Origin of the sequence: Bradyrhizobium shewense (assembly GCF_900094605.1) — a bacterium.
Taxonomy (GTDB): domain Bacteria; phylum Pseudomonadota; class Alphaproteobacteria; order Rhizobiales; family Xanthobacteraceae; genus Bradyrhizobium; species Bradyrhizobium shewense.
Genome location: NZ_FMAI01000020.1, coordinates 19,879 through 45,379, shown reverse-complemented (window position 1 = coordinate 45,379; position 25,501 = coordinate 19,879). Strand labels below are relative to the sequence as shown.

Sequence of the window (25,501 nt, the reverse complement as noted above, 5' to 3'; positions counted from 1 at the left end):
ATGGCGACGAAGAGGCTTGCCGACAGATCGCCATATGCGCGTATAATGCGAGCATTCGCTCGCTTTTCCTACTCGCATTCGGATCGCAAAGCCCATGGCGCGCACGCCGCCGACGAAACCCCGGAAAAACGCCTTGCAGGCGCGATCACGCGCCACCGTCGACGCGCTGGTCGAGGCGACCGCTCGCATTCTGGTCCGCGAAGGTTTCGAGAAGGCCAGCACCAACCGCATCGCCGAGATCGCCGGCGTCAGCGTCGGCTCGCTCTACCAGTATTTTCCGAGCAAGGAGGCGCTGGTCGCCGCCGTGATCGATCGTCACAACGAGGAGATCATGGGCCTCGTCCGTACAGCGCTCACCGAGGTCGCCGACCTGCCGATCGACAAGGCCGCGCGAAAACTCGTCAGAGTCGCGATCGAAGCCCACCGCATCGACCCGAAACTGCACCGGGTGCTCGCCGAACAGATCCCGCGCACCGGCCAGCTCAAAGACGTCGAAGCCTTCAACCGCGAGGTCCAAACGTTAGTACGAACCTATCTCGAAAGCCGCCGCAAGGAGATGCGCAAGATCGACCTCGCTGTGGCGACCTTCGTCTGCGTCAGTTCGATCGAGGCGGTCGCGCACAACACGGTGCTGAACGGACCCGAGATGCTGTCGGAGAAGATGGTGCGGACGCTGGTGGACGAGACGACGCGGATGGTGGTGGGATATTTGAGGTAGGCGGACCTTACAGAGATCTGATCCGAGGCTCAAAAATGATAGTTCACGCCCACTCGCGCCACGTGGAAATCCGCCCGGCCGAAATTCGCCGTGTATCTGGACAGGTTCGGGCCAATGCCCGTTGCAAGTGCGTTGGCCGTCACTGACGATTTGCCGAGGTCAACGTAAAGATATTCGGCTTTGAAGCTCCAACGAGGCGCAAAGCGCCATTCGCCGCCTCCACCCAGCGTCCAGCCGGTCTGAATGCGGGAATTGCTCCCCGTGAAGCAAGTCAATCCCGTTGTACAGGCAAATGAAGTGCCGCTGACGGAGATACTGAAGCCTGCAGGCGGTCCGTTTACGATGTAGTCGTCAAATGTCGCGACCCGACCAAAAGCGAAGCCGCCGGTCCCATACAGAAGAACGCTAGGCGAGACCAGCGCCCCAAGGCGCCCACGAATACTCCCCCACCAATCAATCTTTTGCTCGGCCGAGATGGTCTGTGTGAAAGCTGGGGCCGAAAGCGGCACCGTTTCGCGACCGCTTCCGCGCAAGCCGGATGCGCTCAAGTCACCTTCAACGCCGACGAGCCATTTGCCACCCAGCTGCCAATTGTAGCCCGCTTGCAAACCTCCCGTTACGCCATTCATCGAAAAATCGTGAGCGCTGAGAGCAAATGCCCCGCAAACGGAGCTACAAGCGGAACTCCGGGATTGAAAAGGAAAGCGGAAGCGGCGTCACTCGTAAAACCCACAGACCGGTTTGCCCATGCGCCGCCAACGTTGCCGCCTACATAAAATCCCGTCCAGCTTGGGCTAGAGTCGCCCGTGCGCGCTTTCGTGAAAAATGAAGGGCTTTGGTCAGCAGCTTCCGCCCCCGACGCGACACTCGCCAAGACTGCTACAGCGGCCAGCACTCTTCTCACGGGACGCCCCCTCCGCGATTCCAAACGCGCCCGAAATTCTTAGATCATGTTGACGCTGCACGCTGTGACGCCAGGGCAACACTCGCGGAACGTTGCAACCCGCAAACGTGCGGCCCGCGGTAAACCCGCCCGAAAAGGAACTTGATTCTTTGAAAAATGGTCGGAGCGAGAGGATTTGAACCTCCGACCCCTAGTCTCCCAGACTAGTGCGCTAACCGGGCTGCGCCACGCTCCGAACGTCGTTCCATTAGCTAGGATCGCTGCTTTGCGCAAGGCGAGGCCGCAGCATTTTGGTGCCTCTCCCTCCATGGGCTCGGAGCCCAAGCGCCCGGAACTGCCGGCAAAGCCGACTGAACCGCCCCTAGCCGTCCTTCAGCGCCTGGTCCAGCATCTCGCGGCAGGCGACGAGGTCGGCGAGGACGCGCCCTAGCCGTTCCCGGTCCAGCGCGCTGGGGCCGGCGGGCGCGGCGGCGGTGCCGCCCTTGCGGAAGGTGGTGAGGATTTCCTCGTCGTCGACCTCGGTGAAGCGGAAGTCGATGCCTTCCTCTTCGTCACCCTGGTAGTCGTCATCGTCGGTGTCGGCGACGCCCTTGATCGGCGCCTCCTCGTCGTCGGGCTCCATCAGGCTGGCGCCGATGGCATCCTCAATGGCGCCGAACGAGACCGCGGCGGCACTGTCGGCGAGACCCTGCACCGATTTGACGCCGTGCTCCTTCAGGATCCGCTGCACCCCGCGGATGGTGTAGCCCTCGCCGTAGAGGAGACGGCGGATGCCCTTGAGCAGGTCGACGTCGTCGGGGCGGTAATAGCGGCGGCCGCCGCTGCGCTTCATCGGCTTGATCTGGGAGAATCGGGTCTCCCAGAACCGCAGCACGTGCTGCGGAATGTCGAGTTCCTGCGCTACTTCGCTGATGGTTCGGAACGCATCCGGCGCCTTGTCCAAATGCCAAATCCTTTGCGAGAGGCGTTACGCCTCCTGTGGAGCCTTGCTGGCGTCACCGTTGGCGCGGTGCTGGCCGTTGATCCGCTGCTTGAGGATCGCCGACGGCTTGAACACCATGACCCGGCGCGGCGAGATCGGCACCTCGGTGCCGGTCTTCGGATTGCGGCCGATGCGCTGACCCTTTTTGCGGACCATGAAGGACCCGAACGAGGACAGCTTCACCGTCTCGCCCTTCTCCAGGCAGTCGGTGATCTCCTTCAGCACGAGTTCCACGAAGGCGGACGATTCCGTGCGCGACAGGCCCACCTTCTGGTAGACGGCTTCGCAGAGATCGACACGCGTTACGGTTTTACTTTGATCGGTCATCGCCCTGCCCCACATCACGGCGAACAATTGTTGTCTGAAATTATGAGGTTACGATACGGCGGTCAACAGCGCTCATCAATGCAGACGCATCGATCTTGCGGCCAAATCCGGCAAAATTTTATCGACTGTTGCTCTACCAGCGCACGAGCGCGGAGCCCCAGGTGAAGCCGCCGCCCATGGCCTCCAGCAGGACCATGTCGCCCTTCTTGATGCGGCCGTCCTTGCCGGCCACCGACAGCGCCAGCGGAATCGAGGCGGCTGAGGTGTTGCCGTGACGGTCCACGGTCAGCACCACCTTCTCCGGCGCGATGTGGAGCTTGTGGGCGGAGGCGTCGATGATTCGCTTGTTGGCCTGGTGCGGCACGAACCAGTCGATGGTCTCGGCATTGAGCCCGGTCGCCTGGAAGGCATCGACGATGACGTCGGTGATCATGCCGACCGCATGCTTGAAGACCTCGCGGCCCTCCATGCGCAGATGGCCGACGGTCTGGGTCGAGGACGGTCCGCCGTCGACGAACAGCTTTGCCTTGTGGCGGCCGTCGGAGCGCAGATGCGTGGTGACGATGCCGCGGTCGGTCGCCGCCTTGCCCGGCTGCTCCTGCGCCTCCAGCACCACCGCGCCGGCGCCGTCGCCGAACAGCACGCAGGTGCCGCGGTCGTTCCAGTCGAGGATGCGCGAGAAGGTCTCCGCGCCGATCACCAGCGCGCGCTTGAAGGCGCCGGTGCGGAGGAAATTGTCGGCGGTGGCGAGCGCGAACACGAAGCCGGAGCATACCGCCTGGAGGTCGAAGGCCGCGCCGTGGGTGATACCGAGCCCGTGCTGCACGGCGACCGCCGTCGCCGGGAAGGTGTTGTCCGGCGTCGAGGTCGCGAGCACGATCAGGTCGATCGACTGCGCGTCCATGCCGGCGTCGGTCAGCGCAGCCTGCGCCGCCCTGATCGCCAGATGCGAGGTGAACTCGCCCTCGGCCGCGATGTGCCGCTCGCGAATGCCGGTGCGCTGCACGATCCACTCATCGGACGTATCAATGCGCGCCGCCAGCTGGGCGTTGGTCACCACCCGCTCCGGCAAATAAGAGCCGCAGCCCAGCACGACCGAACGAATCTGAGTCACGAAACAGCCTCCTGCGCGGCTTGCACGGAATTGAGTGCACCACCTTCGCGGTTGAGCATCTGATTGATCTTGTTCAGGAGATCGAATTTGACCATCTCATAGCCAACATCGATCGCTGAGGCAAAGCCTTCGGCGCTGATTCCGCCGTGGCTCTTGACCACTAATCCGTTCAAACCCAGGAACACGCCGCCATTGGACTTGTTCGGGTCCATCTTGTTGCGCAGCGCCTGGAAGGCGTCGCGGGCGAAGAGGTAGCCGAGCCTGGACATCCAGCTCCGCTGCATCCCTTCGCGCAACAATTCCGCCATCTGCCGCGCGGTTCCCTCGGCAGCCTTGAGCGCGATATTGCCGCTGTAACCTTCGGTCACGATGACGTCGGCGTGCCCCTTGCCGATGCCGTCGCCCTCGACGAAACCGATATAGTCGAGTTCCGGCAGGTTCCTCGCGCGCAGGATTTCCCCGGCTTCGCGGATCTCCTCGTGCCCCTTGATCTCCTCGACCCCGATATTGAGCAGCCCGACCGTGGGGCGCTTCTTGTCGAACAGCACGCTTGCCATCGCCGCGCCCATCACCGCGAGCGACACCAGATGGTGCGCGTCGCCGCCGATGGTTGCGCCGAGGTCGAGCACGATGGAATCGCCGCGCTTGGTCGGCCAAACGCCCGTGATCGCCGGGCGGTCGATCCCCGGCAACGTGCGCAGATGGAAGCGCGACATCGCCATCAGCGCGCCGGTATTGCCGGCGGAAACCGCGACATCCGCCTCGCCCTTCTTCACGGCATCGATGGCAAGCCACATCGAGGAGGTCTTGCGGCCGCGCCGCAGCGCCTGGCTCGGCTTGTCCGAGCCGCTGACGGCCACGTCGGTGTGGATGATCTTCGAAGCGGCCTTGAGAGCCGGATGCTTCTCGAGCTCGGGCTCGATCCTGGCGCGGTCCCCGACCAGCAGGAACTCGGTCCCGCGATGCCTCTGAAGCGAGATGGCGGCGCCGGGAATGACCACGGCGGCGCCGGCGTCGCCCCCCATGGCGTCCAGCGCGATGCGAACCTTGCTTGGCATAAAAGTCCTGGAAACCTGGTCTGGTGCGGTCTTGGATCAGCGGGACCGCAAAATGAGTTCGCCACGGACATGGCGGCTGGCCAAGCGCCACGCCGCACCCGGGCCGGGGCGCGACAATAGCGTTTTGTTACCCCGAAACAACCTCTTGCCCCCAGCCTTTTGCTTCCAGGGCGATCCGGCTGCCAAACCGCAAATTCACAGGAAACACATCGAAATCAAGTAGATAAATCAGCCTTTCAAACCATCCACGCAAGCACCTCGCGTCCCGTAGCAAAGCGGTGTTCCCGGGAATGCTCAGCTATTTGCCCTTCTTCTTGTCTTGCAGCGCCTTCAGGGCTGCGAATGGATGGTCCTCCGGATCGGGGGCGGTGACCTCCGCCTCGAACACGACCCCCTCCTTGCGCGGATAGGGATCGACCGCCAGGAACAGGGCGTCGGTGGCGAGCCGGCCGAGGTCGATGATGCCGCCCACGATCGGCTCCGGCGGGTCGGCGACCTCCGGCGGCTCCTTGTCGTCCTGCCCCTCTGCGATCAGGTCGGCGAGACGCCGCGCCTCAGCCTCGGGGGCGAACACCAGGTCCACCTCCTCCTCGATCTCGCTTTCGATCGGATCGAGCGTGACCACGCAGGTCTGGCCGATTCGGGCCCGGACGCTGCCGGTCACCTGGACCCGGCCGCCGCTCCGGGGCACCACGTCGAAGTCGGCCTCGGCCGACAGGACTTCGCGGAGGCCCGCAAGCTCGGCCATCGCCTGCCGCTCGGCGGCCGAGGCCTCGAGCTTGCGATGCAGGCCGGTGTCGGGGATTTGCGCGACGATGACGGGGGCCCGCCAGGGATCGGGCTCGGATCCGGTATTGGGTCGGCTCATGGCGTGTCGCCCTCGGGAAGCGCTGGAGGAAACCTGAAGGAGGCGCGCAGCAGCGCAGCCTCGTCGGCCCGGCCGAGATCGGCCTCGGTGGCCCGCGCATAGGCCGCCAGCCGCTTCGCCTGGTCCAGGTCGGTCCCGTTCAAGATATTCTTGCGGATCGCCTCTGCCAGGGCCTCGCCGCCGGCCTCGATGGCCTGGTCATAGGCCTGCACGCGGCCGTAAAACGCCTCGCCGAAGGCTCGCATCCGCTTCGGCACGGTCTGGTCGCCGACCCCCATCTCGCGCAGATTGTCGTCCATGTCCTCGCAGAACCGGTCGAACAGCGCCTGCGACAGCTCCGAGGCTCCTGCGGTGGCGCCCTGGACCGCGCGCAGGCGCCGCAGCAGCAGCCACAGATGCAGCAGCAACAGGTCGAAACGCCCGTTAACCGTATCGGGCACGCCCAAGTCGCGGTAAAATATGGGTTCTCGCGCCTGCGTCACGATCATGCCATAGATGGCTTCAATGGTGCCCGACGGGGTTAGCCGGGGTTTCCTGAAGTGATTGAACGGCCAAAGCATTGTGGTTTCCGCAAGGGGGCGCGCGCGAGTTGCATTCAGACGCCCAGCCCGGTACTTCAGCGCCTCGCGCGACGCAAGGGGACGGAATCAGTTCCGCTATGACGACAACGAACCAGATCAGCCTGCGCGCGGACAAGCGGCGCGGCCTTCATGCACGCTGGCGCGGCTTGCGCATGCTCGCCGCCGTCGCCCTGGTCGGCGCCGCGCTCACGGGCTGCACCGGCGAGCAATTCCAGAAGGGTTACATCCTGCCGCCCGGCGCGCTGGAGCAGATTCCGATCGGCGCGAGCCAGGACCAGGTGCTGATCGTGATGGGCACGCCCTCCACGGTGGCGACCCTCGATGGCGAAGTGTTCTACTACATCTCGCAGCGCTCGGAGCGCATGGTCGCCTTCATGAACCAGAAGGTGGTCGACCAGCGCGTCATCGCGATCTATTTCGACAAGAACCGGCGCGTGCGGCGCCTCGCGAATTACGGCCTGCAGGACGGCAAGATCTTCGACTTCATCAGTCGCACCACGCCGACGTCGGGCCAGGAGATGAGCTACCTCACGCCGCTGTTCAAGCTGCTCAGCTTTAACTGAGTCCCCGAAGCGTTTTCGGGCGAAGCCGGGGACCGGCTCGCATCAGGAAAACGCTTCAAGACAAGCATCCAGAACGCCTTCCAATTCCGCCGGAAGGTATATGGCCCTCGCCTGCGGCGTCGTGCCGCCCTCCGTGCGGCACTGACCGCCGCGCGCGACTTGCCGTCGCACCTGCGGTTTCCTACCCTCCCTGCAAAGAAAGAAGCAGGGAGTGGATTCGTGCCTAAGACTTTGTCCCGACGTCGCGTGCTCACCGGAGTGGCCGGCCTTTCGGCCGCAGCGATCCTGCCGCGATCGAGCTTTGCGGACTGGAAGCCGACCGAAAACGTCCGCCTCGTCGTGCCGGCCGCGGCCGGCGGCTCGACCGACGTGTTGGGCCGGCTCCTGGCCGCGCATCTGCAAACCGCCTGGGGCCAGTCGGCTGTCGTGGAAAACCGCTCGGGCGGCGGCGGCACCATCGGCACCGCCGAGGTGGTTCGTGCCAAGCCCGATGGCCACACCATCCTGGTCGGCAATCCCGGTCCGAACGCGATCGCCTACAGCATCTTCAAGAATCTGACCTACAAGCCGGACCAGCTCCAGCCGGTCTCCAACATGATCCGGATCCCGAACATCGTGTCGGCGCATCCGAAGACCGGCATCAAATCGGTCGCCGAGCTGATCGCCTATCTCAAGGCCAATCCGGACAAGCTCAGCTACGCCTCCTCCGGCGTCGGCCAGAGCCCTCACCTCACCGGCGCCTGGTTCCTCCAGCTCACCGGCCTCAAGATGACACACATCCCGTTCCGCGGCGCCGGACCCGCGCTCCAGGCGGCGCTGGCGGGCGACATTCAGATCCTGTTCGACAATCTCTATCCGAGCCTGCCGCAGGTGCAGAACGGCACGCTCAACGGTCTGTGCGTTACCACCACCGAGCGCAGCGACCTCGCGAAAGACCTGCCGACCATGCGCGAGAGCGCGCCGGAGCTGGCGAATTTCGACGTCTCGTCGTGGTTCTCGGTCTTCCTGCCGAAGGGCGTCTCGCCCGAGGTGTTGAGCGCGCTCAATCTCCAGGTCAAGGCGATGCTGGAGCGCGACGACATCAAGAAGCAGATCGCCGCCATGGGCGCCCGCGCCGATTACGGCACGCCCGAGCAGTTCGCCGCCTTCGTGGATTCCGAGACGAAGAAGTTCGCCGGCATCATCCAGAAGGAAGGGCTGCAGATGGACGTGCAGTAGGTCTCGTGTCCCGGACGCGGTGCAGCGTGTAACACTGCTCCGCTGAGCCGGGACCCAGCCGCGCGAACGTGGACCCCGGATCTGCAGCGCACCACTTCGTGCTGCGCGGCGTCCGGGGAACGCGGATAGAGCGAAGCCTCATAAACAAAAACCCCGCGGCTCGCACCGCGGGGTTTTGTCTTGTCTCGTCTTCGCCGCTCAGTGCGCCAGGATCGCCAGCAGCAGCAAGGCCACGATGTTGGTGATCTTGATCATCGGGTTCACTGCGGGACCTGCCGTGTCCTTGTAGGGATCGCCGACGGTGTCGCCGGTCACCGCCGACTTGTGGGCGTCAGAGCCCTTGCCGCCGAAATGACCGTCCTCGATGTACTTCTTGGCGTTGTCCCAGGCGCCGCCGCCCGAGGTCATGGAGATCGCGACGAACAGGCCCGTCACGATGACGCCGAGCAGCATGGCACCGACGGCGGAGAACGCCGCCGACTTGCCGGCCACGCCGCCGCCCGCGATCGCGTAGATCAGGAAGTAGACGACGATCGGTGACAGCACCGGGAGCAGCGAGGGGATGATCATCTCCTTGATCGCCGCCCGGGTCAGCAGGTCGACCGCCTTGCCGTAATCCGGCTTGTCGGTGCCCTGCATGATGCCCGGCTTCTCGCGGAACTGACGCCGGACCTCCTCGACGATCGCGCCGGCGGCACGGCCCACCGCGGTCATGCCCATCGCGCCGAACAGGTACGGCAGCAGACCACCGAACAGCAGGCCCACCACCACATACGGGTTGTTGAGCGAGAAGTCCGGATTGACGCCGGCGAAGTAGGGATGACGCGCGGAGTCTGCAACGAAGAACTTGAGGTCCTGGTTGTAGGCCGCAAACAGCACGAGGGCACCGAGACCGGCCGAGCCGATCGCGTAGCCCTTGGTGACCGCCTTGGTGGTGTTGCCGACCGCGTCGAGCGCATCGGTCGACTTGCGCACCTCCTTCGGCAGGCCCGCCATCTCGGCGATGCCGCCCGCGTTGTCCGTCACCGGGCCGAACGCGTCGAGCGCGACGACCATGCCGGCCAGCGCCAGCATGGTGGCGGTCGCGATCGCGATGCCGAACAGGCCGGCAAGGCTATAGGTGACCAGGATGCCGGCGATGATCACGATCGCGGGGAGCGCGGTCGCTTCCATCGAGACGGCGAGGCCCTGGATCACGTTGGTGCCGTGGCCGGTCACCGAGGCCTGGGCGATCGACTTCACGGGCCGATAGTCGGTGCCGGTGTAGTATTCAGTGATCCAGATGATCAGCGCGGTGACGACGAGGCCGACCACGCCGCATTGGAACAGCGCCATGCCGGTATAGTCGACGCCATCGAGCTTGCCGAAGCCGATCAGGCTGTAGATCACGCCGGCGATGCCGATCAGCGACAGGACGCCGGTTGCGATCAGGCCCTTGTAGAGCGCACCCATGATCGACTGGCTCGGCCCGAGCTTGACGAAGAAGGTGCCGATGATCGAGGTGATGATGCAGATGCCGCCGATCGCAAGCGGCAGCGTCATCATGTTGGCGAGGATCGGCGTCTTGGCGAAGAAGATCGCGGCGAGCACCATGGTGGCGACCGCGGTCACCGCATAGGTCTCGAACAAATCGGCGGCCATGCCGGCGCAGTCGCCGACATTGTCGCCGACGTTGTCGGCAATGGTGGCCGGATTGCGCGGATCGTCCTCGGGAATGCCGGCCTCGACCTTGCCGACGAGGTCGCCGCCGACGTCCGCACCCTTGGTGAAGATGCCGCCGCCGAGACGGGCGAAGATCGAGATCAGCGAGGCGCCGAAGCCGAGTGCCACCATGGCGTCGATGACGGTACGGCTGTCAGGCGCAAGCTTCAGCGAATGCACCAGGAAGCCGAAATAGAGCGTCACCCCGAGCAATGCGAGACCTGCCACCAGCATGCCGGTGATCGCGCCTGCCTTGAAGGCGAGCTCGAGGCCGCCGGCGAGCGAGGTGGTCGCCGCCTGGGCGGTCCGCACATTGGCGCGGACCGAGACGTTCATGCCGATGAAGCCGGCCGCCCCCGACAGGACGGCGCCGATCAGGAAGCCGATGGCGACATAGATTCCGAGGAAATAGACAAGCAATAAGAAGATGACCACGCCGACGATGCCGATCGTCGTGTACTGGCGCCGCAGATACGCTTGTGCACCCTCAGCGACCGCTCCCGCGATCTCCTGCATGCGCGGCGACCCCGCATCCGCGCTTAACACCGAAGACGTCGCCCAAATCGCGTAGACGACGGAAAGCACTCCGCAGAGCACTATCAACCATAATGCTGTCATGTGATTTTTGCCTCAGATCCTTGATGTACCCCCGGCGCCTTTTGTTGTCCGTCGAGCGGTGCGGCGCCTTGATTTCGAACAAAGCCGCCCCTTGCCCAAAAGGGGCGGCCTTAGTCGGTAGCAAGCTTGCCAAAATCAAATTGAGGGTGCAACGCCGGATAAGGCCGAAAACGCCGATCTCGGCAGGTATTTAGGCCAAGTGCAGCGAACTAAGATGCCGGTTTGGAGCAATTCCTAGAAGTGGCTGTAGGACAGCCGCCTCAAGACCAATTCCTGGCCCTGCCCGTCCAGGAAACGCGGCCCCTGCTTGCCCGCGACGATCGTGCCGATCGCGGTGACGGCAAGGCCGGCCGCCCGCCCCGCGGCCATCAGCGCATCGACCTGCGCCGGCGGGACGGTGCACAGCACCTCGTAATCGTCGCCCCCCGCAAGCAGCGTCTCGACGCAAGCGACGTTGCGGGCGACCAGGCTGGCTGCCGCGGCCGAGAACGGCACGCTCGTTACGTCGACCGTGGCGGAGACCCCGGATGCTGCGCAGAGTTTGGTCAAATCGCCGGCGAGCCCGTCGGAGACGTCCATTGCCGCGGTCGCGTGATCGCGCACGGCCCGTGCCAGCGGGTTGCGCGGCTGCGGCACGCGATAGCGGGAGACCAGGGCTTCCCTTGCAGCGGGATCGGTCGCGAGCGCTGCGGCAGCGGCACCGCCCGTGAGCACGTCGAGGCCGAGCGCGGCGTCGCCGATTGTGCCGGTCACCAGGATGCGATCGCCTGGCCTCGCGCCGGTACGGCCGACCATCCGCCCCTGCGGCACGCGGCCGAAGGCGGTGATCGAAATCATCTGCGGGCCCGGCGTCGAGACCGTGTCGCCGCCGAGCAGCGGACAAGCGAATTCCTTTGCGTCCTCGCCCAGCGCGTCCGCAAAGGGCCGGAGCCAGGCATCCTCCTTGCTGCGCAGCGCCAGCGTCAGCACGAATCCCGCCGGCGTCGCGCCCTTGGCGGCGAGATCGGACAGATTCACCCGCAGCGCCTTGCGCGCGATGGTGTCGGGGGGATCGGTGGCAAGATAGTGCACGCCTTCGACGACGGCGTCGGTGGTGACGACGATGTCGTCGCCGGACGACGACAGCACCGCCGCGTCATCGACCAGACCGAACGCACCGGGATCGGTCGCCAGCGGTTTGAAATAGCGCGCGATGAGGGAGTCTTCGGGGGAGGACTGTGTTCGGTCCTGTGTCACGATAGCAGACCCGTCATCCCTGCGCGATGGCGAAGCCATCGTCGCTGGAGGTGCGAGCCCTTGCGAGCCTCGAAGGATGTACGGCCGAGGTGCACCTTCAGTGCCACGCCGTCGTCCTTCGAGGCCTCCGCTTCGCTACGGCACCTCAGGATGACGGCTACTGCAGGGGCCATCGACTGTTCCTACCCCCGCCCGAACTCATCGCCGCGAAACTGGCGGCCGATCTGGTCGAGCACGGCGTTGACCATGCCGGTCTCCTCGCGGTCGACGAAGGCGTTGGCGACATCGACATATTCGGAGACGACGACGCGGCCCGGCACGTCCTTGCGGTGCTCCAGCTCATAGGCCCCTGCCCGCAGCACCGCGCGCAGGATCGCTTCGATCCGCTTCAAGGGCCAGCCCTTCGACAGCGCCTCGTCGATCAGGGGATCTAGCTTCTTCTGGTCGCGCACGACGCCCGAGACGACGTCGCGGAAGAAGGCGGCTTCGGCCGGCAGGTACGTGTCGCCCTCGACCTCGTTGCCGAGCCAATGGCTCTCGAACTCGGCAAAGATGTCGTTGATGCCGGCGCCGGCAATATCCATCTGGTACAGCGCCTGCACCGCCGCGAGCCGCGCCGCGCCGCGCCGGTTCGCCTTCTTCTCGTTAAGTCCTGCCGGCTTCTTGGTGGGATCAGCCATGGCTTCAGGCCCGTGCCATGCGGCGTTTGATGCGCAGCATCGCAAGCGCCGCACGTGCGGCATCGCCGCCCTTGTTGAGCTCGCTGGCCCGCGCCCGCGCCCAGGCCTGCGCCTCGGTGTTGACGGTGAGGATGCCGTTGCCGAGCGGCAGCTTTCGCGCCACGGCAAGATCCATCAGCGCGCGCGAGGATTCCTGCGACACGATCTCGAAATGGATGGTGTCGCCGCGGATTACGCAGCCGAGCGCGATCACCGCGTCATAGGGCTTGTCGTTCGCCGCCGCCGCGTCGATCGCGATGGCGACCGCCGCGGGGATCTCCAGCGCGCCGGGAACCGTGATGACGTCATGCGTCAGGCCGGCCGCCTTCAGCTCGGCGATGGCGCCGTCCAGAAGCGCGTCCTGGAGATCGTCATAGAACCGCGCCTCGACAATCAGCGCCCGTGCGCCGGAAATGTCGGTCTGGTCCTTCAGGGGTGCGCGCCGCGCGTCAGCCATCGTTTAAGATCCGTTCTAGAGGTTGGCGCGTTATGTAGTCGCCGCAGGCACGTAAGCCAAGTTCAAAGACTGTCATTCCGGGGCGCGAAGCGAACCGGGAATCTCGAGATTCCGGGTCTGGTCCTGCGGACCATTCCGGAATGACGGCTCTGCCGTCACTTCATTTCCGTCAGCCGCGCCGCGTAGCGGGCCATCAGGTCGACCTCGATATTGACCTCGTCCCCCGCCTTCCAGCCACCGATCGTCGTGACCGAGAGCGTGTGCGGGATGATCAGCACCGAAAAGGTCACGTCCCTGACCGTATTGACCGTGAGCGAGACGCCGTCGAGCGTGATCGAGCCCTTGGTGGCGATGAAGCGCGCCAGCTCCCGCGTGGTCGAGAGCTCGAACCGCGCCATGTCGGGCAGATCCTCGCGGCTGACGAGGGTCGCAATACCGTCGGCATGGCCGGCGACGATGTGGCCGCCGAGCTCGTCGCCGATCTTGAGCGCGCGCTCGAGGTTGAGCCTGGTGCCGACCTTCCAGTGCTTGGCCGTCGTGAGTGCCAGCGTCTCCGCCGCAGCATCGACGTCATACCAGGTCCTTTGCTTGGAGTCCTTGCCACCTGAGACGCCGGAAGCAACCACAGTCAGGCACACGCCGTTGCTGGCGATCGAGGCACCGTCGGCGATGGTGGTCTGATCGTAGCGGCAGGCGATGCGCAGCCGGTGCAGCTGGCCCTGTGCCACGGGCGTGAAGCTGACGATCTCGCCGATATCGGTGACAATGCCGGTGAACATTACGCGCGCCCGTAGATGGTGAGAGTATCCTTGTCGAATGTTTCGCTAGCATGAACCTTGTAGGCCTGCGACTGCGTGATTTTCGACAGGGGCAATGCATCGAGCGCATCGACGCCGCCACTGCCTACCGCTTCCGCGCCGCGGAACAGCCAGACCTCATCGGCGAGGTCGGCCGCGACGAACGAAGCCGCAACGCGGCTGCCGCCCTCGACCATCAGGCGGGTGATGCCCTTTCCGGCCAGCGCATGCAGCGCGGCCGGCAAATCGAGCCCGGAGGCGCTTGCCGGCGGGATGCGGATCACTTGCGCGCCGGTCGCGCCGAGGCGTGTTGCTGCCGCGGCTTCCGCAAGGTCGGAGCCCATCACCCAGAGCGGCGTCTCGCGCGCGGAGCCTATGAGCTTGCTCGCCCCGGGAATGCGCAGGCTCTGATCGAGCACCACGCGCACTGGCGAGCGCGCCGCCATACCCGGCAGGCGGCAGGTGAGAAGCGGGTCGTCCGCCAGCACCGTTCCGATGCCGACCAGGATGGCATCGCTCTGCGCGCGCAGGAGATGCACGCGATTGCGCGCCGCCTCCCCCGTGATCGCGACCGGCTTGCCGCCGGCGGCGCCGATCTTGCCGTCGGGCGAGACCGCCAGCTTCAGGATCACATGCGGGCGCTTGTCCCGGATGCGACGGAAATGCCCGGCATGGTCGAATGCGGCTTCAGCCGCGCACAGGCCCACATCCACATTGATGCCGGCGGCGCGCAGGCGCGCATGGCCCTGGCCGGCCACTTCCGGATTGGGATCCTCGATCGCCGCCACCACCCGCTTGATGCCAGCGGCGATCACCGCGTCGGCGCAAGGCGGCGACTTGCCGAAATGCGAGCAGGGTTCGAGCGTGACGTAGAGCGTGGCGCCGCGTGCGGCTTCGCCTGCCCGCCGCAGGGCTTCGGGCTCGGCATGCGGGCGTCCGCCTGCCTGGGTCCAGCCGCGGCCGACGATGACACCGTCCTTGACGACGACGGCGCCCACGGCCGGGTTCGGCCAGGTGCGTCCCTGCCCGCGGCGTCCGAGCGCCAGCGCAAGCTGCATAAAACGAAGATCGGCGTCCTTGGCCTCGCGGGCCTTCTGCGCGAACTGATCCTCCAGGATACGGAAGATCATTTGCGGATCGCGGCGAGCCGCGCTTCCTCCTCACCGGAGAGCTCGCCGAGCACGTCGGCGAAATCCTTGGCCTCGCGGAAATTGCGGTAGACTGAGGCGAAGCGCACATAGGCGACGTCGTCGAGCGTGCGCAGATGCTCCATCACGGTCTCGCCGATCACCTCGGAGGAGATCTCGGCCTCGCCCCCGGTCTCGAGCTCGCGCACGATGGTGGAGACCATCTTCTCCACCCGCTCCGGCTCGACCTGCCGCTTGCGCAAAGAAATCTGCACCGAGCGCATCAGCTTGTCACGGTCGAACGGCACGCGGCGGCCGTTGCGCTTGATCACCGTGAGCTCGCGCAATTGCACGCGCTCGAAGGTGGTGAAGCGGAAATTGCAGGCGACGCACACGCGCCGCCTGCGGATCACGGAAGAGTCCTCGGTCGGACGCGAGTCCTTTACCTGCGTATCGAGACTGTTGCAGTTCGGACAGCGCATCCGCGTGACCCAGCCTTACTGATAGATCGGGAACCGATCGGTGAGCGCCTTGACCCGTTCCTTGATCGCGGCCTCGACCAGCGGCGCCTTGCCGTCGTCCGACTGCGCGATCGCGTTGAGGACCTCGGCGATCATGCCGCCGACCTGCTGGAATTCCGCGACGCCGAAGCCGCGGGTGGTCGCCGCCGGCGTGCCCAGACGGATACCGGAGGTCACAAACGGCGACTCGGGGTCGAACGGAATGCCGTTCTTGTTGCAGGTGATGGCGGCACGAACCAGCGCCTTCTCCGAGGCGTTGCCCTTCAGGCCCTTCGGCCTGAGATCGACCAGCATCAGATGGTTGTCGGTACCGCCGGAGACAATGTCGAAGCCGTGGCTCTTCATCGCCTCGGCCAGCGCCTTGGCGTTCTCGACGACGTTCTTGGCGTAGACCTTGAAGTCCGGACGCAGCGCCTCGCCGAAGGCAACCGCCTTGGCCGCGATCACGTGCATCAGGGGGCCGCCCTGCAGCCCCGGGAAGATCGCCGAGTTGAACTTCTTGGTCAGCGTCTCGTCATTCCACAGCATCAGGCCGCCGCGCGGACCGCGCAGCGATTTGTGCGTCGTCGTCGTGGTGATGTGGGCATGCGGCACGGGCGAGGCATGCACGCCGCCGGCGACGAGGCCCGCGAAGTGTGCCATGTCGACCAGGAGGTACGCGCCGACGCTGTCCGCGATCTCGCGGAAGCGCTTGAAGTCCCAGGCGCGCGAATAGGCCGAGCCGCCGGCGACGATCAGCTTCGGCTTGACCTGTTCGGCCTGCTTGGCGACCGCATCCATGTCGATGATCTGGTCCTCGCGGCGCACGGTGTAGTGCGCGGCCTTGAACCACTTGCCACTCATGTTGACGGGCGAGCCGTGGGTGAGATGGCCGCCGGCCGCGAGGTCGAGACCCATGAAGGTATCGCCGGGCTGCAGCAGCGCCAGGAACACCGCCTGGTTCATCTGGCTGCCGGAGTTCGGCTGCACGTTGGCGAATTTGGCGCCGAACAGCTTCTTGGCGCGGTCGATCGCGAGGTTCTCGGCGACGTCGACCCACTCACAACCGCCATAGTAGCGCGCGCCCGGATAGCCTTCCGCGTATTTGTTGGTCATCACCGAACCCTGCGCTTCCAGCACGGCCCGGCTGACGATGTTCTCGGAGGCGATCAGCTCGACCTCATGGCGCTGCCGGCCGAGCTCGCCCTTGATGGCGGCGGCGATTTCCGGGTCGGCCTGCTCGAGCGGAGCGGCGAAAAACGAATCGGGCGCGGAGGCGGTTTTGGGTGCGGTCATCTTGCGAATATCTCCACCGCCGCAGCCTTTTGGCAGGCTACGGGCGGTCTGGTGTGGCGATCGGAAGCGGCGAGCGCGATCTACCACATCGCCCGCAACAGGCCAAGCATTTGCGGGTCGGGCCTGATATTTATGCAAGATATGGTGGAGGGTGGCGGTTTTCGGCACTTGGGCCGGCTCCGGGGAGCCGCCCGTCCACCCCTCCCGAATGGGGCCTCTTTGGGCCCTAACTCCTCATCCGTGGAGCCGCCGGCTGTCTGTCACAGCCCGGTATACCCCGCCTTCACAGGGTCCACGCTGCCGTCGAGCTGGCGCAGATAGGTCAGGCCGCAAACCACCAACCGGTGGGTGTCCTTCTCGCCGGCTTCCATCAGGATGTTGAGATAGTTCGTGACCTTCTCCCTCGCCTCCTCGCTGGCCGCGGCGGTGCGGTTGGCGAGCAGGTCATAAGTCTGCATGATGCGGTCGATGGCGGCTTCCATGGCACCCTCTGGTTCGTGCGATATTCTGGGTTCGTCGGTATTTTGGGACTGTTGATCAGGCAACCGCGCGGGCCTCAGCCTGCGCCTGGAACCGGGCGATCGCCGTGTTGGCGAGCCGGATCTTGTTGAACTCCCCGTTCTGGAGCAGCTTGATGATGATCCCGAGCAGGCGCTCGTCGGTGACCAGCGTATCGGGAATCGCGCCGGAACGGCGAAGGTAGTTCGCGGCGATGGCGTAGGCCTCGCTCACGAGTTCCACGTTCAGCGCCTGCAGCCCGCGCTCGAACAGCATCGACATTTCTCCGATCCGAAGGAGATAAGCGCCAAGCCCGGAACAGGTTCCTCGGGTCGCAAAATTTTCTTCGCAGGTGCAAAATGCAAAACGCACCGGTCCGGGGCAACTCCGGGCCGGCGCGCTGGGGAAGTTGAGGCACGTTCGGGCGGCTTGCCGGTCTTGTTGAGGGCCGGCTTGGCCTTATCCCTTGGAAACTCAGAGCCGATAGAGGATCTGGTCGGTCCAGAACCGCTCCAGGCGGTGCAGCGACTTGTTGAGGGTCGAGAATTCCTCGCCCGAGATGCCGCCGACCTGCTCCACCGTCTTGACGTGCTTCTGGTAGAGCGCATCGACGATGCGGCGGACTTCCTGGCCCTGCGGGGTCAGGCGAATGCGCACCGAGCGGCGATCGACGCGCGAGCGCTGATGATCGAGGAAGCCGAGCTCGACGAGCTTCTTCAAATTGTAGGAGACGTTGGAGCCGAGATAGTAACCGCGCGTGCGCAGCTCGCCCGCGGTCAGCTCCTTGTCGCCGATGTTGTAGAGCAGGAGAGCCTGCACCGAGTTGATGTCCGCGCGGCCGCGGCGATCGAATTCGTCCTTGATCACGTCGAGGAGCCGGCGATGCAGCCGCTCCACCAGAGTCAAAGCTTCCAGATAGAGCGACTGCACCGAACCCTGCTGGCCGGAGACGCGCTCTGCGGTATCTGCCGCAGTTGCGACGGCTTTCATCATGACACTTCCCCTGTTGTCGTTTTTATCGACACTTATTCGACGAAACTTGTGTCCCGTCTGATAGGTGCAACTTAAGGGGCTCGTTTGAAGATCGGCTTAAATAAGAGAATAAAGAGATCATGAATTTAAGACAGTGAATTGCGGATTAAGCCTGTGCCACAAGCACTTTTCGCAACGCTCTGTTGACCTTCGCAAGGTCCTGTTCACCCTCCGTCCGCCGCAACTGTCGCATTCCAGAACAGCCCCGCTCCGTTTCGAAACGGGCGCGTAACGGCTGTGGCGGAACCGGCTGGTCAACGAAAACTTACCGCAAATTTTAGGCAACCAACGGTCAACCAATCCGGCACAACTCCGCGCCTCCGCTCTCGTGTCCCAGGGCTGAACAGATCGTAGGATGGGTAGAAGCGAAACCCATCGATGCAGGCGCAAGTCAGTGATGGGTTTCGCTTCGCTCTACCCATCCTACAAGAGATCGCTACGGCGGCCGTTCGCGCGCGGCCATCCAGGCGAGCGCGAGATAGGCGGCGAGCATGAAGGCTTCGACGCCGACGACGATCAGGCTGCCGCCGTAGATTCCCGGGAACATCAGCTCGATCACCGCCATCGACACCACGGTGGTGAGCCACACCACCGCGCCCCAGGGCGTTGCCAGCCACAGGCCGACCGCGGCGACGAGCTCGATCACGGCGAAGTAGACGGTCGCCGCCTGCCAGGCCATCGACTGGTTCTCGAACGCCTCGTCCTCGCCGCCGACGAAGCCCGTCACCTGCGCCCAGTGATAGAGACCCTTCAGGATCGAGAGCAGCGCCATCACCCGCAGGAACAGCACGAGGCGGCGCGTCCAGACATTGTCGTCGGACTCCGAGCGCTCCGACGAGATCGCAGCCACCGACATCGCGCTGTCTCTGGCACTGTCTCTGACGGCGTCCCTGGGACTGCCGTCACGGGCCGCATCGCGGGTGGAGATCTCGGACATGGCCCCCTTCTGGCTGCTTCGGCCCGCAAAATCAATCGGCGGCCCAAGCTCGACTGCCAGGTCAGCTCAATTCTGCCTTGCGGCAGGTCAAGCCGCGGTGACGGGAACCATGCGAGCTGGTATAAGAATAATTCCAGCCGGAGGAAGAGTGATGGCAATTAAATACGGACGTCCGATCGAACTGCGCGAGGTTTCGCGCCGCGAGGGAGCGGCGGTGCCCCACGCCCTCGATCTGACCGTCCGCCCGCGCCGCAACCGCAAGGCCGAATGGGCCCGGCGGATGGTGCGCGAGAACGTCCTCACCACCGACGATCTGATCTGGCCGCTGTTCCTGATCGACGGCCACAACAAGCGCGAGCAGGTCGCCTCGATGCCCGGCGTCGAGCGCCTCAGCGTCGACCAGGCCGTGCGCGAGGCCGAGCGCGCCATGAAGCTCACCATCCCCTGCCTTGCGCTGTTTCCATACACCGAGCCGTCCTTGCGCGACGAGGAAGGCTCCGAGGCGACCAATCCGAACAATCTGGTCTGCCAGGCCGTGCGCGCGATCAAGAAGGAGTTTCCGGAGATCGGTATCCTCTGCGACGTCGCGCTCGACCCCTTCACCAGCCACGGCCATGACGGACTGATCTCGGACGGCAGGATCCTCAACGACGAGACGGTCGCCGTGCTGGTGCGTCAGGCGCTGGTGCAGGCCGAAGCCGGCTGCGACATCATCGCGCCCTCCGACATGATGGACGGCCGCGTCGCCGCAATCCGCGAAGGCCTGGACCGCACCGGCCTGCTCGACGTGCAGATCATGGCCTACGCCGCGAAATACGCCTCCGCCTTCTACGGCCCGTTCCGCGACGCCATCGGTTCGGCCAAGACGCTGACCGGCGACAAGCGCACCTATCAGATGGACAGCGCCAACACCGACGAAGCGCTCCGCGAGGTCGAGCTCGACATCACCGAGGGCGCCGACATGGTGATGGTGAAGCCCGGCATGCCCTATCTCGACGTCGTCCGCCGCGTGAAGGATACGTTCGCCATGCCGACCTTCGCCTATCAGGTCTCGGGCGAATACGCGATGATCGCAGCCGCCGCCAACAACGGCTGGCTCGACGGCGAGCGCGCCATGATGGAAAGCCTGCTGGCCTTCAAACGCGCCGGCGCCGATGGCGTGCTGAGCTACTTTGCGCCGAAGGCGGCGGAGAAGCTGCGCGCGCAGGGGTAAGGTGCCGTAGGGTGGGCAAAGCGAAGCGTGCCCACCAATCCATCCATCGCGCAAGATAGCGGGCAATGGTGGGCACGGCGCTACGCGCCTTTGCCCACCCTACGGCACCGGTTTCCTGCGCGTCAGCGCCGCGCCCCACCGCCCCCGAATCGCCGGAATATTTCGGCTTGTTAACGTCCCTGCGCCCTTGGCACGGGGATGGCCTGTTCCCATGTCCTGCTTGAGGGTTTTCCTTCTGTTTCCCTCTGGGAGGACGGATCATGTCGTACGACTCGGGCAATTCGGGCGCCTGGCGCAATGACGGCGGGGCGCAGCCGCACGCCTACGACCCCTATCTGCACCCGGAGCTATTCCGCGGCGTTGCGACGCGGCGCGTGTTCGCCTTCCTGATCGACATGGTCGTGATCTCGGTGCCTGTGATCCTCGGCTACATCTTTATCGCATTGTTCGGCGTGGTCACGCTCGGCATCGGCTGGGCGCTGTTCTGGCTGGCCTGGCCGGCCTCCGTGATCTGGGCCATCGTCTATTACGGCGCCTGCATTGGTGGCCCCTCCTCCGCGACGATCGGCATGCGGGTGATGGATCTGGAGCTGCGCACCTGGTACGGCGCGCCGGGCTATTTCGTGCTGGGCGCCACCCATGCCGTGCTGTTCTGGGTGTCGGTCTCGTTCCTGACGCCCTTCGTGGTGCTGCTCGGCCTGTTCAACGGCCGCCGGCGCCTGCTGCAGGATTTCGTGCTGGGAACGGTCGTGATCAACAATTCCGTCCGCGCGCCGGTGCCGCAGGCCGCGAGGACCTGGTGATCAAGAACCTATCAACCTGGATCCTCTAAGCTGACTGATCTGACCTGCCGAGCTGACCAATTGACCGGGGGCTTCCGTAGCGCGATGCTGATACTCACTTCGGAGGCCCACGACGTCCCTTGACCCAGCACTCGCGCGATACCCCCCAATTTTACCTTACGGCGCCGTCCCCCTGCCCGTATCTGCCGGGTCGGCATGAGCGCAAGGTGTTCACGCACCTCGTGGGAGAGCGCGCCGGTGACCTCAACGACCTCCTGACCCATGGCGGCTTCCGCCGCAGCCAGTCGATCGCCTACCGGCCGGCCTGCGACCAGTGCCGCGCCTGCGTCTCGGTCCGGGTCGTCGCCAACGAGTTCCGCCCCTCCCGCAACTTCCGCAAGGTGATGGCGCGCAACGCCGACATCATCGGCGAGCAGCGCAGCGCGGTGCCGACCTCCGAGCAATATTCGGTGTTCCGGGCCTATCTCGACGCCCGCCACCGCCATGGCGGCATGGCCGACATGACCGTGCTCGACTACGCCATGATGGTCGAGGACAGCCATGTCGAGACCCGCATTATCGAATACCGCAAGAGGGGCCCCGACAGCGGCATCACCGGCCGCGGCGAGGAGCTGATCGCGGTCGCGCTCACCGATGTGCTCAGCGACGGACTGTCGATGGTCTATTCGTTCTTCGAGCCGGGCCAGGTCAGCCGCTCGATGGGCACCTTCATGATCCTCGACCACATCGCCCGCGCCCGTCGGCAAGGGTTGCCTTACGTCTATCTCGGCTACTGGATCGAGGGCTCGAAGAAGATGGACTACAAGGCCCGCTTCCTGCCGCAGCAACGTCTCGCGCCCTCGGGCTGGCTGCGCGTCGACGCGCAGGGCGATGCGGCGTCCGAGCCGCAGGATTGACCCTCACGATTGCCCCTTCCGGCCTCGCGCCGGCTTTCAGGGCGCCCGAGCTGCGACGGCCTCTGAGCCGACCGCTTTCGAACTGCCCTCGCGGCCGAGGATGAATTTGAGCGCAGAGATTCCGGGAAGGAAGAAATAGCCTCCCCCCAGCGTCTGCGTAAACGCGGCCAGCGACACTTCCTCGCCGCTTGCCAATCCCGGCATGGAGAAGCTCCTGGTGGCGGCCGGCTTGCCGACGAGAGGATCGTCCGCGTCGAGCAGACAGACGAACCGGGGATTTCGCAACCAGCGCTGGTAGATGAACTCGAACTGCCGCTCGAGATCCGCGTTGCACGCGATGAAGAAGATGCCCTTGCGCGGCTTTTCGTTCGCAACCTCCTCGCGATAGGGCCGACCTCGGCGCAGCAGCCGGTGCAGCTTGACCGACTTGATGCTCGATTGCAGGTCGATGCCGAGCGTATCCCTCGGATTGACCCGGCGGATATGGGCTCCCTTCGGACAGCCAAAGCCGTTCGCGTCGTCGACACGAAGGCGAAATGCATCGGCTTCCGAATCCGAAATCGAAACGTCGGGATCGCCCTGCCACGACAATGGCTTTCCATTCCTTCGACGGCCCATCACCTTCTCGCAGACGGCCTGGCCGTATACCGCTTCAAATTTCGCGAACGCATCGACATCCTGCTCGATCTGGCGAACCGCGAGATAGGTCCCGTTCAGCGCGAAGCGGCCGCTCGTATACGCGGCGTCGCCCGGCCATCGTTTGACGTTGGGGCAATAGGTCAGCTCGTCATATTCGTTGCGATAGCCCAGAATGAACTCGCCCGGAGCGACGACGCGATCCTCATACAGGATGCCGGCATCCAGCCTGACCTGCCTGCGCTCGGCGCCGCGCTCTTCCCTGAGCTCGCTGATCACGGGCTGCGCGAGGCCATCGCGAAAGCCGAAGGACTCGTACAATCTTTCTTCGTCGTCGCCCGCCTTTTGCTGGAAGGCGCAGGGATCGTTGTCGACCTTTATGACATCGAACACGCTGGGATCAGGATCCAGTTCTGCTGACTTCTCCGGCGCGCTCGCCATCTCGGCAGCACTGCGTCGCTTTCTCCATTCGGCAACCAGGACATGCACGGGACCGCCGGCACCGCTTTCAACATCGGACCAGCGCCATTCTCGCGGGCTGTCCCTCAACAGCAACGCGCGCAGGTCGCAGCCCATGCCGCTGCTGAACGGGGACGGGAACGGATGCGCGGCAGTCTCATCGCATCCGAGCTTTGCCAGTCCCAAATAGCTGAAAGCGATCGCGACGGCATCGTCGACGGGGTGCTTCCTCGATTCCCTAACATCGGCGGCACTGACGACCAGCTTCTTGTCGACGAGCCCTGCGAGCCACGCTCGGGCATCGTCCTCGCGGCCCGCCTTGATCGTCAGCAGCCAGAAGCGGCTGGTCTTCAACCAGCCAAAGCCGCTTCCGAGCATTCCCTGAATGTCCTTGAGCTGTTCGGAGAGATGCGAAGCCTTCATGTTTCGATCGCCCTCATGATAAAGTCGTCGTTCCTGTCGTTACGCTCGCCGAACAGGGCGTCGCGCAGCCCGGTCGCGAGGTCGATCTCCTCGATCGTCGCGTTGCACGCGTCGAAGCGATACATGTGCGGAAGCATGCTGTCGCGGGCGTAGGACTTGAATTTCAACTCGCACTTCACGCCGCGAAAAAGCACGAAACGCGTCGGCGGAAAATCGCGCGGCGTCTTGATGTCCGGTTGCCCGACCGCCGCCGATCCCCTCGGCCTCAGCGTCGTCCATCGCCAGGCCAACGTGGTCCCGATCGTCGCGCCGTTGATGAAGTCGTCGAGGTAACCGCCGAAATTGCCGTCGTAGTTCGAGCAGAATAGAAAGCGCCGACCGTCCTCGATAATGTGCCAATGGCCGAAATGGATACCCGGTGCATCACCGAGCCGCCCCTCGGTGAAGAACACCCGCCCAAAGAACGTCACGACGCGCAGGGACACGCGGATCCACCAGGCGCTCCAGCCGTTCGGGCTGCGGATATCGGTCAGGCTGATCATGTGCGCGGTCCCGCTGGCCAACAGCGCTTCGCACTGGTCGATTGACGGATGGACTTGCTGGGCCCGGGTGACATCCTCTTCGTAGGGATGAAAGAACCACTTGCTCAAGGCCTCAAACCGGCGATTGATCCAGGAGAAGAAGGTCCCGATGCAGAGCAGCGCGGCGATCGCGAGCACGCCGAAGAGCGCGAGCTCCCATCCCGGAACCCGCGCGGTCAAAGCCGTGATCCCTTCCATGATCGGCTTGGGATAGAAGACGAAGACCACCGCACACGCCAAAATGGCGAGGAGCAACGGCACGCCCACGATCCAGCCGACAACACGGGTGGAGAATGACGACCACGTCTCGGTCGGCCGTTCGAGTTCGCGGCGGACGCTGTCTACCCAGCGCCGCCAGGGCGCGAACAGGGCCGGCAGGGCGACCAGGAGCAGCCATCCCAGGAACAGCAGCGCGACAAAGGCAAGCAGTGCCCTGACGCTCGCCCACACGATCCACATGCTCACACGGCTGATGACGTCCACCACGGACTGCACATCGGGCCAGGATGCGCCGACGAACCAGGTGATCGCGCCGAACAATCCCTTCGGCAGCGCGCCCACGAGCCAGACCAAGGCCAGCCACAAGCCGAAAACCACGAGCCCATAGCCGACCTTTGCCGAGATGCTTGCACCCTTCCCGCGCCAATAGGACCGCGGCGCAGGCTGCATCGCCCAGTCGAAGCGCGGGTCCTGGAAGGCCCGCTGCGCCAGCGCAAGCGCGAATGATGCACGGTCATCGCCGTACATGGCCTTCAACTTGCGCCCCTCGTCCCGGGTCCAAATCAGGAGATCGCGCTCCTTCCTGATCTGCCGGGCCGTTCGGTCGCGAGGACCGACGAAGCCGCCATCGGCGAGACTGAGCCACCCGATCAGCTTGTCGAACAATTGTCCGTTGCGCGCGCTCACCAGCGGAGGTCCGCCGCCGGGCCAATAGGAGCTGAAGAGCGACCACATTGCGCCGCTGGGATGATGGACCAGCCTGTACAGCATGTCCTTGGGATCGATGCCTTCCTCGACGGCAAGCTCGAGCATCAGCAGCGGCGCCTGCTCTTCTGCGTCCGTGCGCGCCGGCAACAGTGCGATGGACGCGAACTGAACGACTGCAACATCCTCAAACAGTGCGTTCAGCGCGGACTGCATGTCTCCCGAGTCCGAAAAATCCACCGCGCCGCGCCAGCCTGGCGCAATGATGCAGATCATCTGCTGCCGGACCATTTCGAGCATGGATTGTCCTTCCAA

27 protein-coding genes and 1 tRNA gene are annotated in these 25,501 nt (G+C 64.8%); 6 read left to right on the top strand and 22 right to left on the bottom strand.

What is annotated here, in order from left to right; translation table 11 throughout:
- The first annotated feature begins 133 nt into the window (after positions 1–133).
- A complete protein-coding gene (locus GA0061098_RS30650) occupies positions 134–718 on the top strand; it encodes a TetR/AcrR family transcriptional regulator (RefSeq protein ID WP_245323703.1) in 585 nt (194 codons plus the stop codon).
- 29 nt (positions 719–747) lie between these two features.
- On the opposite strand, the gene GA0061098_RS30645 is transcribed toward GA0061098_RS30650, so the two are convergent.
- The 8 genes from GA0061098_RS30645 to GA0061098_RS30610 form a co-directional block, all read right to left on the bottom strand.
- Entirely contained in the window at positions 748–1,347 is a 600-nt protein-coding gene (locus tag GA0061098_RS30645) for an outer membrane protein (RefSeq protein ID WP_091965204.1), read from the bottom strand.
- A 432-nt stretch (positions 1,348–1,779) separates the two neighbouring features.
- A tRNA-Pro gene (locus tag GA0061098_RS30640) sits at positions 1,780–1,857 on the bottom strand.
- A gap of 126 nt (positions 1,858–1,983) precedes the next feature.
- The gene (locus tag GA0061098_RS30635) at positions 1,984–2,565 is read right to left on the bottom strand and encodes a MerR family transcriptional regulator (protein WP_091965202.1); all 582 of its coding nucleotides are present in this window, start codon (positions 2,563–2,565) and stop codon (positions 1,984–1,986) included.
- A gap of 24 nt (positions 2,566–2,589) precedes the next feature.
- Positions 2,590–2,931 carry an integration host factor subunit alpha gene (locus GA0061098_RS30630; protein ID WP_026202294.1) on the bottom strand — a complete coding sequence of 114 codons (342 nt, stop codon included), beginning with the start codon at positions 2,929–2,931 and terminating at the stop codon, positions 2,590–2,592.
- A gap of 133 nt (positions 2,932–3,064) precedes the next feature.
- Positions 3,065–4,045, bottom strand: coding sequence for a beta-ketoacyl-ACP synthase III (locus tag GA0061098_RS30625; protein ID WP_091965200.1), 981 nt, complete (start codon positions 4,043–4,045; stop codon positions 3,065–3,067).
- A complete protein-coding gene (gene plsX, locus GA0061098_RS30620; RefSeq protein WP_091965198.1) occupies positions 4,042–5,103 on the bottom strand; it encodes a phosphate acyltransferase PlsX in 1,062 nt (353 codons plus the stop codon). Before plsX ends, GA0061098_RS30625 begins: the two co-directional genes overlap by 4 nt.
- A 298-nt stretch (positions 5,104–5,401) precedes the next feature.
- Positions 5,402–5,971, bottom strand: a complete 570-nt coding sequence (locus tag GA0061098_RS30615; RefSeq protein ID WP_091965196.1) for a YceD family protein — start codon at positions 5,969–5,971, stop codon at positions 5,402–5,404.
- On the bottom strand, positions 5,968–6,531 hold the full coding sequence (locus tag GA0061098_RS30610) for a ubiquinol-cytochrome C chaperone family protein (protein ID WP_091965194.1): 564 nt from the start codon (positions 6,529–6,531) through the stop codon (positions 5,968–5,970). Before GA0061098_RS30610 ends, GA0061098_RS30615 begins: the two co-directional genes overlap by 4 nt.
- Before the next feature lie 98 nt (positions 6,532–6,629).
- Here GA0061098_RS30610 and GA0061098_RS30605 point away from each other — a divergent pair, with 98 nt between their 5' ends.
- Positions 6,630–7,115, top strand: coding sequence for an outer membrane protein assembly factor BamE (locus GA0061098_RS30605; protein ID WP_018320052.1), 486 nt, complete (start codon positions 6,630–6,632; stop codon positions 7,113–7,115).
- Positions 7,116–7,334: 219 nt separating this feature from the next.
- A complete protein-coding gene (locus GA0061098_RS30600; RefSeq protein ID WP_091965192.1) occupies positions 7,335–8,333 on the top strand; it encodes a Bug family tripartite tricarboxylate transporter substrate binding protein in 999 nt (332 codons plus the stop codon).
- A gap of 198 nt (positions 8,334–8,531) precedes the next feature.
- Here GA0061098_RS30600 and GA0061098_RS30595 read toward each other — a convergent pair whose 3' ends face one another.
- The 12 genes from GA0061098_RS30595 to GA0061098_RS30540 form a co-directional block, all read right to left on the bottom strand.
- A complete protein-coding gene (locus GA0061098_RS30595) occupies positions 8,532–10,652 on the bottom strand; it encodes a sodium-translocating pyrophosphatase (RefSeq protein WP_091965190.1) in 2,121 nt (706 codons plus the stop codon).
- Between the two features lie 234 nt (positions 10,653–10,886).
- A complete protein-coding gene (gene thiL / locus GA0061098_RS30590; protein ID WP_208610699.1) occupies positions 10,887–11,888 on the bottom strand; it encodes a thiamine-phosphate kinase in 1,002 nt (333 codons plus the stop codon).
- A 182-nt stretch (positions 11,889–12,070) separates the two neighbouring features.
- Positions 12,071–12,568, bottom strand: a complete 498-nt coding sequence (nusB, locus tag GA0061098_RS30585; protein ID WP_018320048.1) for a transcription antitermination factor NusB — start codon at positions 12,566–12,568, stop codon at positions 12,071–12,073.
- A 4-nt stretch (positions 12,569–12,572) separates the two neighbouring features.
- Positions 12,573–13,064: a 6,7-dimethyl-8-ribityllumazine synthase gene (gene ribH, locus GA0061098_RS30580; RefSeq protein WP_091965186.1), complete on the bottom strand. Its 492-nt coding sequence runs from the start codon at positions 13,062–13,064 to the stop codon at positions 12,573–12,575.
- A gap of 155 nt (positions 13,065–13,219) precedes the next feature.
- Positions 13,220–13,843 carry a riboflavin synthase gene (locus tag GA0061098_RS30575; RefSeq protein WP_091965184.1) on the bottom strand — a complete coding sequence of 208 codons (624 nt, stop codon included), beginning with the start codon at positions 13,841–13,843 and terminating at the stop codon, positions 13,220–13,222.
- Positions 13,843–14,991: a bifunctional diaminohydroxyphosphoribosylaminopyrimidine deaminase/5-amino-6-(5-phosphoribosylamino)uracil reductase RibD gene (ribD, locus tag GA0061098_RS30570; RefSeq protein WP_091965182.1), complete on the bottom strand. Its 1,149-nt coding sequence runs from the start codon at positions 14,989–14,991 to the stop codon at positions 13,843–13,845. The genes GA0061098_RS30575 and ribD overlap by 1 nt, the downstream gene beginning before the upstream one ends.
- Positions 14,988–15,470, bottom strand: a complete 483-nt coding sequence (gene nrdR / locus GA0061098_RS30565) for a transcriptional regulator NrdR (protein WP_011087793.1) — start codon at positions 15,468–15,470, stop codon at positions 14,988–14,990. Before nrdR ends, ribD begins: the two co-directional genes overlap by 4 nt.
- Before the next feature lie 15 nt (positions 15,471–15,485).
- Complete coding sequence (gene glyA / locus GA0061098_RS30560; protein WP_091965180.1) at positions 15,486–16,784, bottom strand: serine hydroxymethyltransferase; 1,299 nt, start codon at positions 16,782–16,784, stop codon at positions 15,486–15,488.
- 260 nt (positions 16,785–17,044) lie between these two features.
- The gene (locus GA0061098_RS30555; RefSeq protein ID WP_091965178.1) at positions 17,045–17,266 is read right to left on the bottom strand and encodes a hypothetical protein; all 222 of its coding nucleotides are present in this window, start codon (positions 17,264–17,266) and stop codon (positions 17,045–17,047) included.
- A 55-nt stretch (positions 17,267–17,321) separates the two neighbouring features.
- Positions 17,322–17,558, bottom strand: a complete 237-nt coding sequence (locus GA0061098_RS30550; RefSeq protein WP_091965306.1) for a hypothetical protein — start codon at positions 17,556–17,558, stop codon at positions 17,322–17,324.
- Between the two features lie 198 nt (positions 17,559–17,756).
- Positions 17,757–18,275 carry a transcriptional regulator LdtR gene (ldtR, locus tag GA0061098_RS30545; protein WP_018320040.1) on the bottom strand — a complete coding sequence of 173 codons (519 nt, stop codon included), beginning with the start codon at positions 18,273–18,275 and terminating at the stop codon, positions 17,757–17,759.
- A 475-nt stretch (positions 18,276–18,750) separates the two neighbouring features.
- A complete protein-coding gene (locus GA0061098_RS30540; RefSeq protein ID WP_018320039.1) occupies positions 18,751–19,251 on the bottom strand; it encodes a DUF6163 family protein in 501 nt (166 codons plus the stop codon).
- A 151-nt stretch (positions 19,252–19,402) separates the two neighbouring features.
- Between GA0061098_RS30540 and hemB the strand changes: the two genes are divergently transcribed.
- The 3 genes from hemB to GA0061098_RS30525 all read left to right on the top strand — a co-directional run bounded on the left by hemB (position 19,403) and on the right by GA0061098_RS30525 (position 22,163).
- Positions 19,403–20,464 (top strand): porphobilinogen synthase, encoded by a 1,062-nt coding sequence (gene hemB, locus GA0061098_RS30535; RefSeq protein ID WP_091965176.1) that lies wholly within the window; start codon positions 19,403–19,405, stop codon positions 20,462–20,464.
- Positions 20,465–20,724: 260 nt separating this feature from the next.
- Entirely contained in the window at positions 20,725–21,267 is a 543-nt protein-coding gene (locus GA0061098_RS30530) for an RDD family protein (RefSeq protein WP_038950910.1), read from the top strand.
- A gap of 119 nt (positions 21,268–21,386) precedes the next feature.
- Entirely contained in the window at positions 21,387–22,163 is a 777-nt protein-coding gene (locus GA0061098_RS30525) for an arginyltransferase (protein WP_091965174.1), read from the top strand.
- A gap of 36 nt (positions 22,164–22,199) precedes the next feature.
- Here the strand turns inward: GA0061098_RS30525 and GA0061098_RS30520 are convergent, their stop codons facing one another.
- The gene (locus tag GA0061098_RS30520) at positions 22,200–23,681 is read right to left on the bottom strand and encodes a Dyp-type peroxidase (protein ID WP_091965172.1); all 1,482 of its coding nucleotides are present in this window, start codon (positions 23,679–23,681) and stop codon (positions 22,200–22,202) included.
- Entirely contained in the window at positions 23,678–25,486 is a 1,809-nt protein-coding gene (locus GA0061098_RS30515; RefSeq protein ID WP_091965169.1) for a hypothetical protein, read from the bottom strand. The genes GA0061098_RS30520 and GA0061098_RS30515 overlap by 4 nt, the downstream gene beginning before the upstream one ends.
- Between the last annotated feature and the right edge of the window lie 15 nt (positions 25,487–25,501).

Coding starts and splice junctions, on each gene's coding strand:
- GA0061098_RS30610 (WP_091965194.1), bottom strand. CDS start 6,531: ATGCTTTGGCCGTTCAATCACTTCAGGAAACCCCGGCTAACCCCGTCG.
- ribH (WP_091965186.1), bottom strand. CDS start 13,064: ATGGCTGACGCGCGGCGCGCACCCCTGAAGGACCAGACCGACATTTCC.
- GA0061098_RS30615 (WP_091965196.1), bottom strand. CDS start 5,971: ATGAGCCGACCCAATACCGGATCCGAGCCCGATCCCTGGCGGGCCCCC.
- ribD (WP_091965182.1), bottom strand. CDS start 14,991: ATGATCTTCCGTATCCTGGAGGATCAGTTCGCGCAGAAGGCCCGCGAG.
- nrdR (WP_011087793.1), bottom strand. CDS start 15,470: ATGCGCTGTCCGAACTGCAACAGTCTCGATACGCAGGTAAAGGACTCG.
- GA0061098_RS30605 (WP_018320052.1), top strand. CDS start 6,630: ATGACGACAACGAACCAGATCAGCCTGCGCGCGGACAAGCGGCGCGGC.
- GA0061098_RS30575 (WP_091965184.1), bottom strand. CDS start 13,843: ATGTTCACCGGCATTGTCACCGATATCGGCGAGATCGTCAGCTTCACG.
- GA0061098_RS30645 (WP_091965204.1), bottom strand. CDS start 1,347: ATGAATGGCGTAACGGGAGGTTTGCAAGCGGGCTACAATTGGCAGCTG.
- hemB (WP_091965176.1), top strand. CDS start 19,403: ATGGCAATTAAATACGGACGTCCGATCGAACTGCGCGAGGTTTCGCGC.
- GA0061098_RS30550 (WP_091965306.1), bottom strand. CDS start 17,558: ATGCTGTTCGAGCGCGGGCTGCAGGCGCTGAACGTGGAACTCGTGAGC.
- GA0061098_RS30555 (WP_091965178.1), bottom strand. CDS start 17,266: ATGGAAGCCGCCATCGACCGCATCATGCAGACTTATGACCTGCTCGCC.
- GA0061098_RS30520 (WP_091965172.1), bottom strand. CDS start 23,681: ATGAAGGCTTCGCATCTCTCCGAACAGCTCAAGGACATTCAGGGAATG.
- GA0061098_RS30530 (WP_038950910.1), top strand. CDS start 20,725: ATGTCGTACGACTCGGGCAATTCGGGCGCCTGGCGCAATGACGGCGGG.
- plsX (WP_091965198.1), bottom strand. CDS start 5,103: ATGCCAAGCAAGGTTCGCATCGCGCTGGACGCCATGGGGGGCGACGCC.
- GA0061098_RS30540 (WP_018320039.1), bottom strand. CDS start 19,251: ATGTCCGAGATCTCCACCCGCGATGCGGCCCGTGACGGCAGTCCCAGG.
- GA0061098_RS30595 (WP_091965190.1), bottom strand. CDS start 10,652: ATGACAGCATTATGGTTGATAGTGCTCTGCGGAGTGCTTTCCGTCGTC.
- GA0061098_RS30515 (WP_091965169.1), bottom strand. CDS start 25,486: ATGCTCGAAATGGTCCGGCAGCAGATGATCTGCATCATTGCGCCAGGC.
- glyA (WP_091965180.1), bottom strand. CDS start 16,784: ATGACCGCACCCAAAACCGCCTCCGCGCCCGATTCGTTTTTCGCCGCT.
- ldtR (WP_018320040.1), bottom strand. CDS start 18,275: ATGATGAAAGCCGTCGCAACTGCGGCAGATACCGCAGAGCGCGTCTCC.
- nusB (WP_018320048.1), bottom strand. CDS start 12,568: ATGGCTGATCCCACCAAGAAGCCGGCAGGACTTAACGAGAAGAAGGCG.
- GA0061098_RS30630 (WP_026202294.1), bottom strand. CDS start 2,931: ATGACCGATCAAAGTAAAACCGTAACGCGTGTCGATCTCTGCGAAGCC.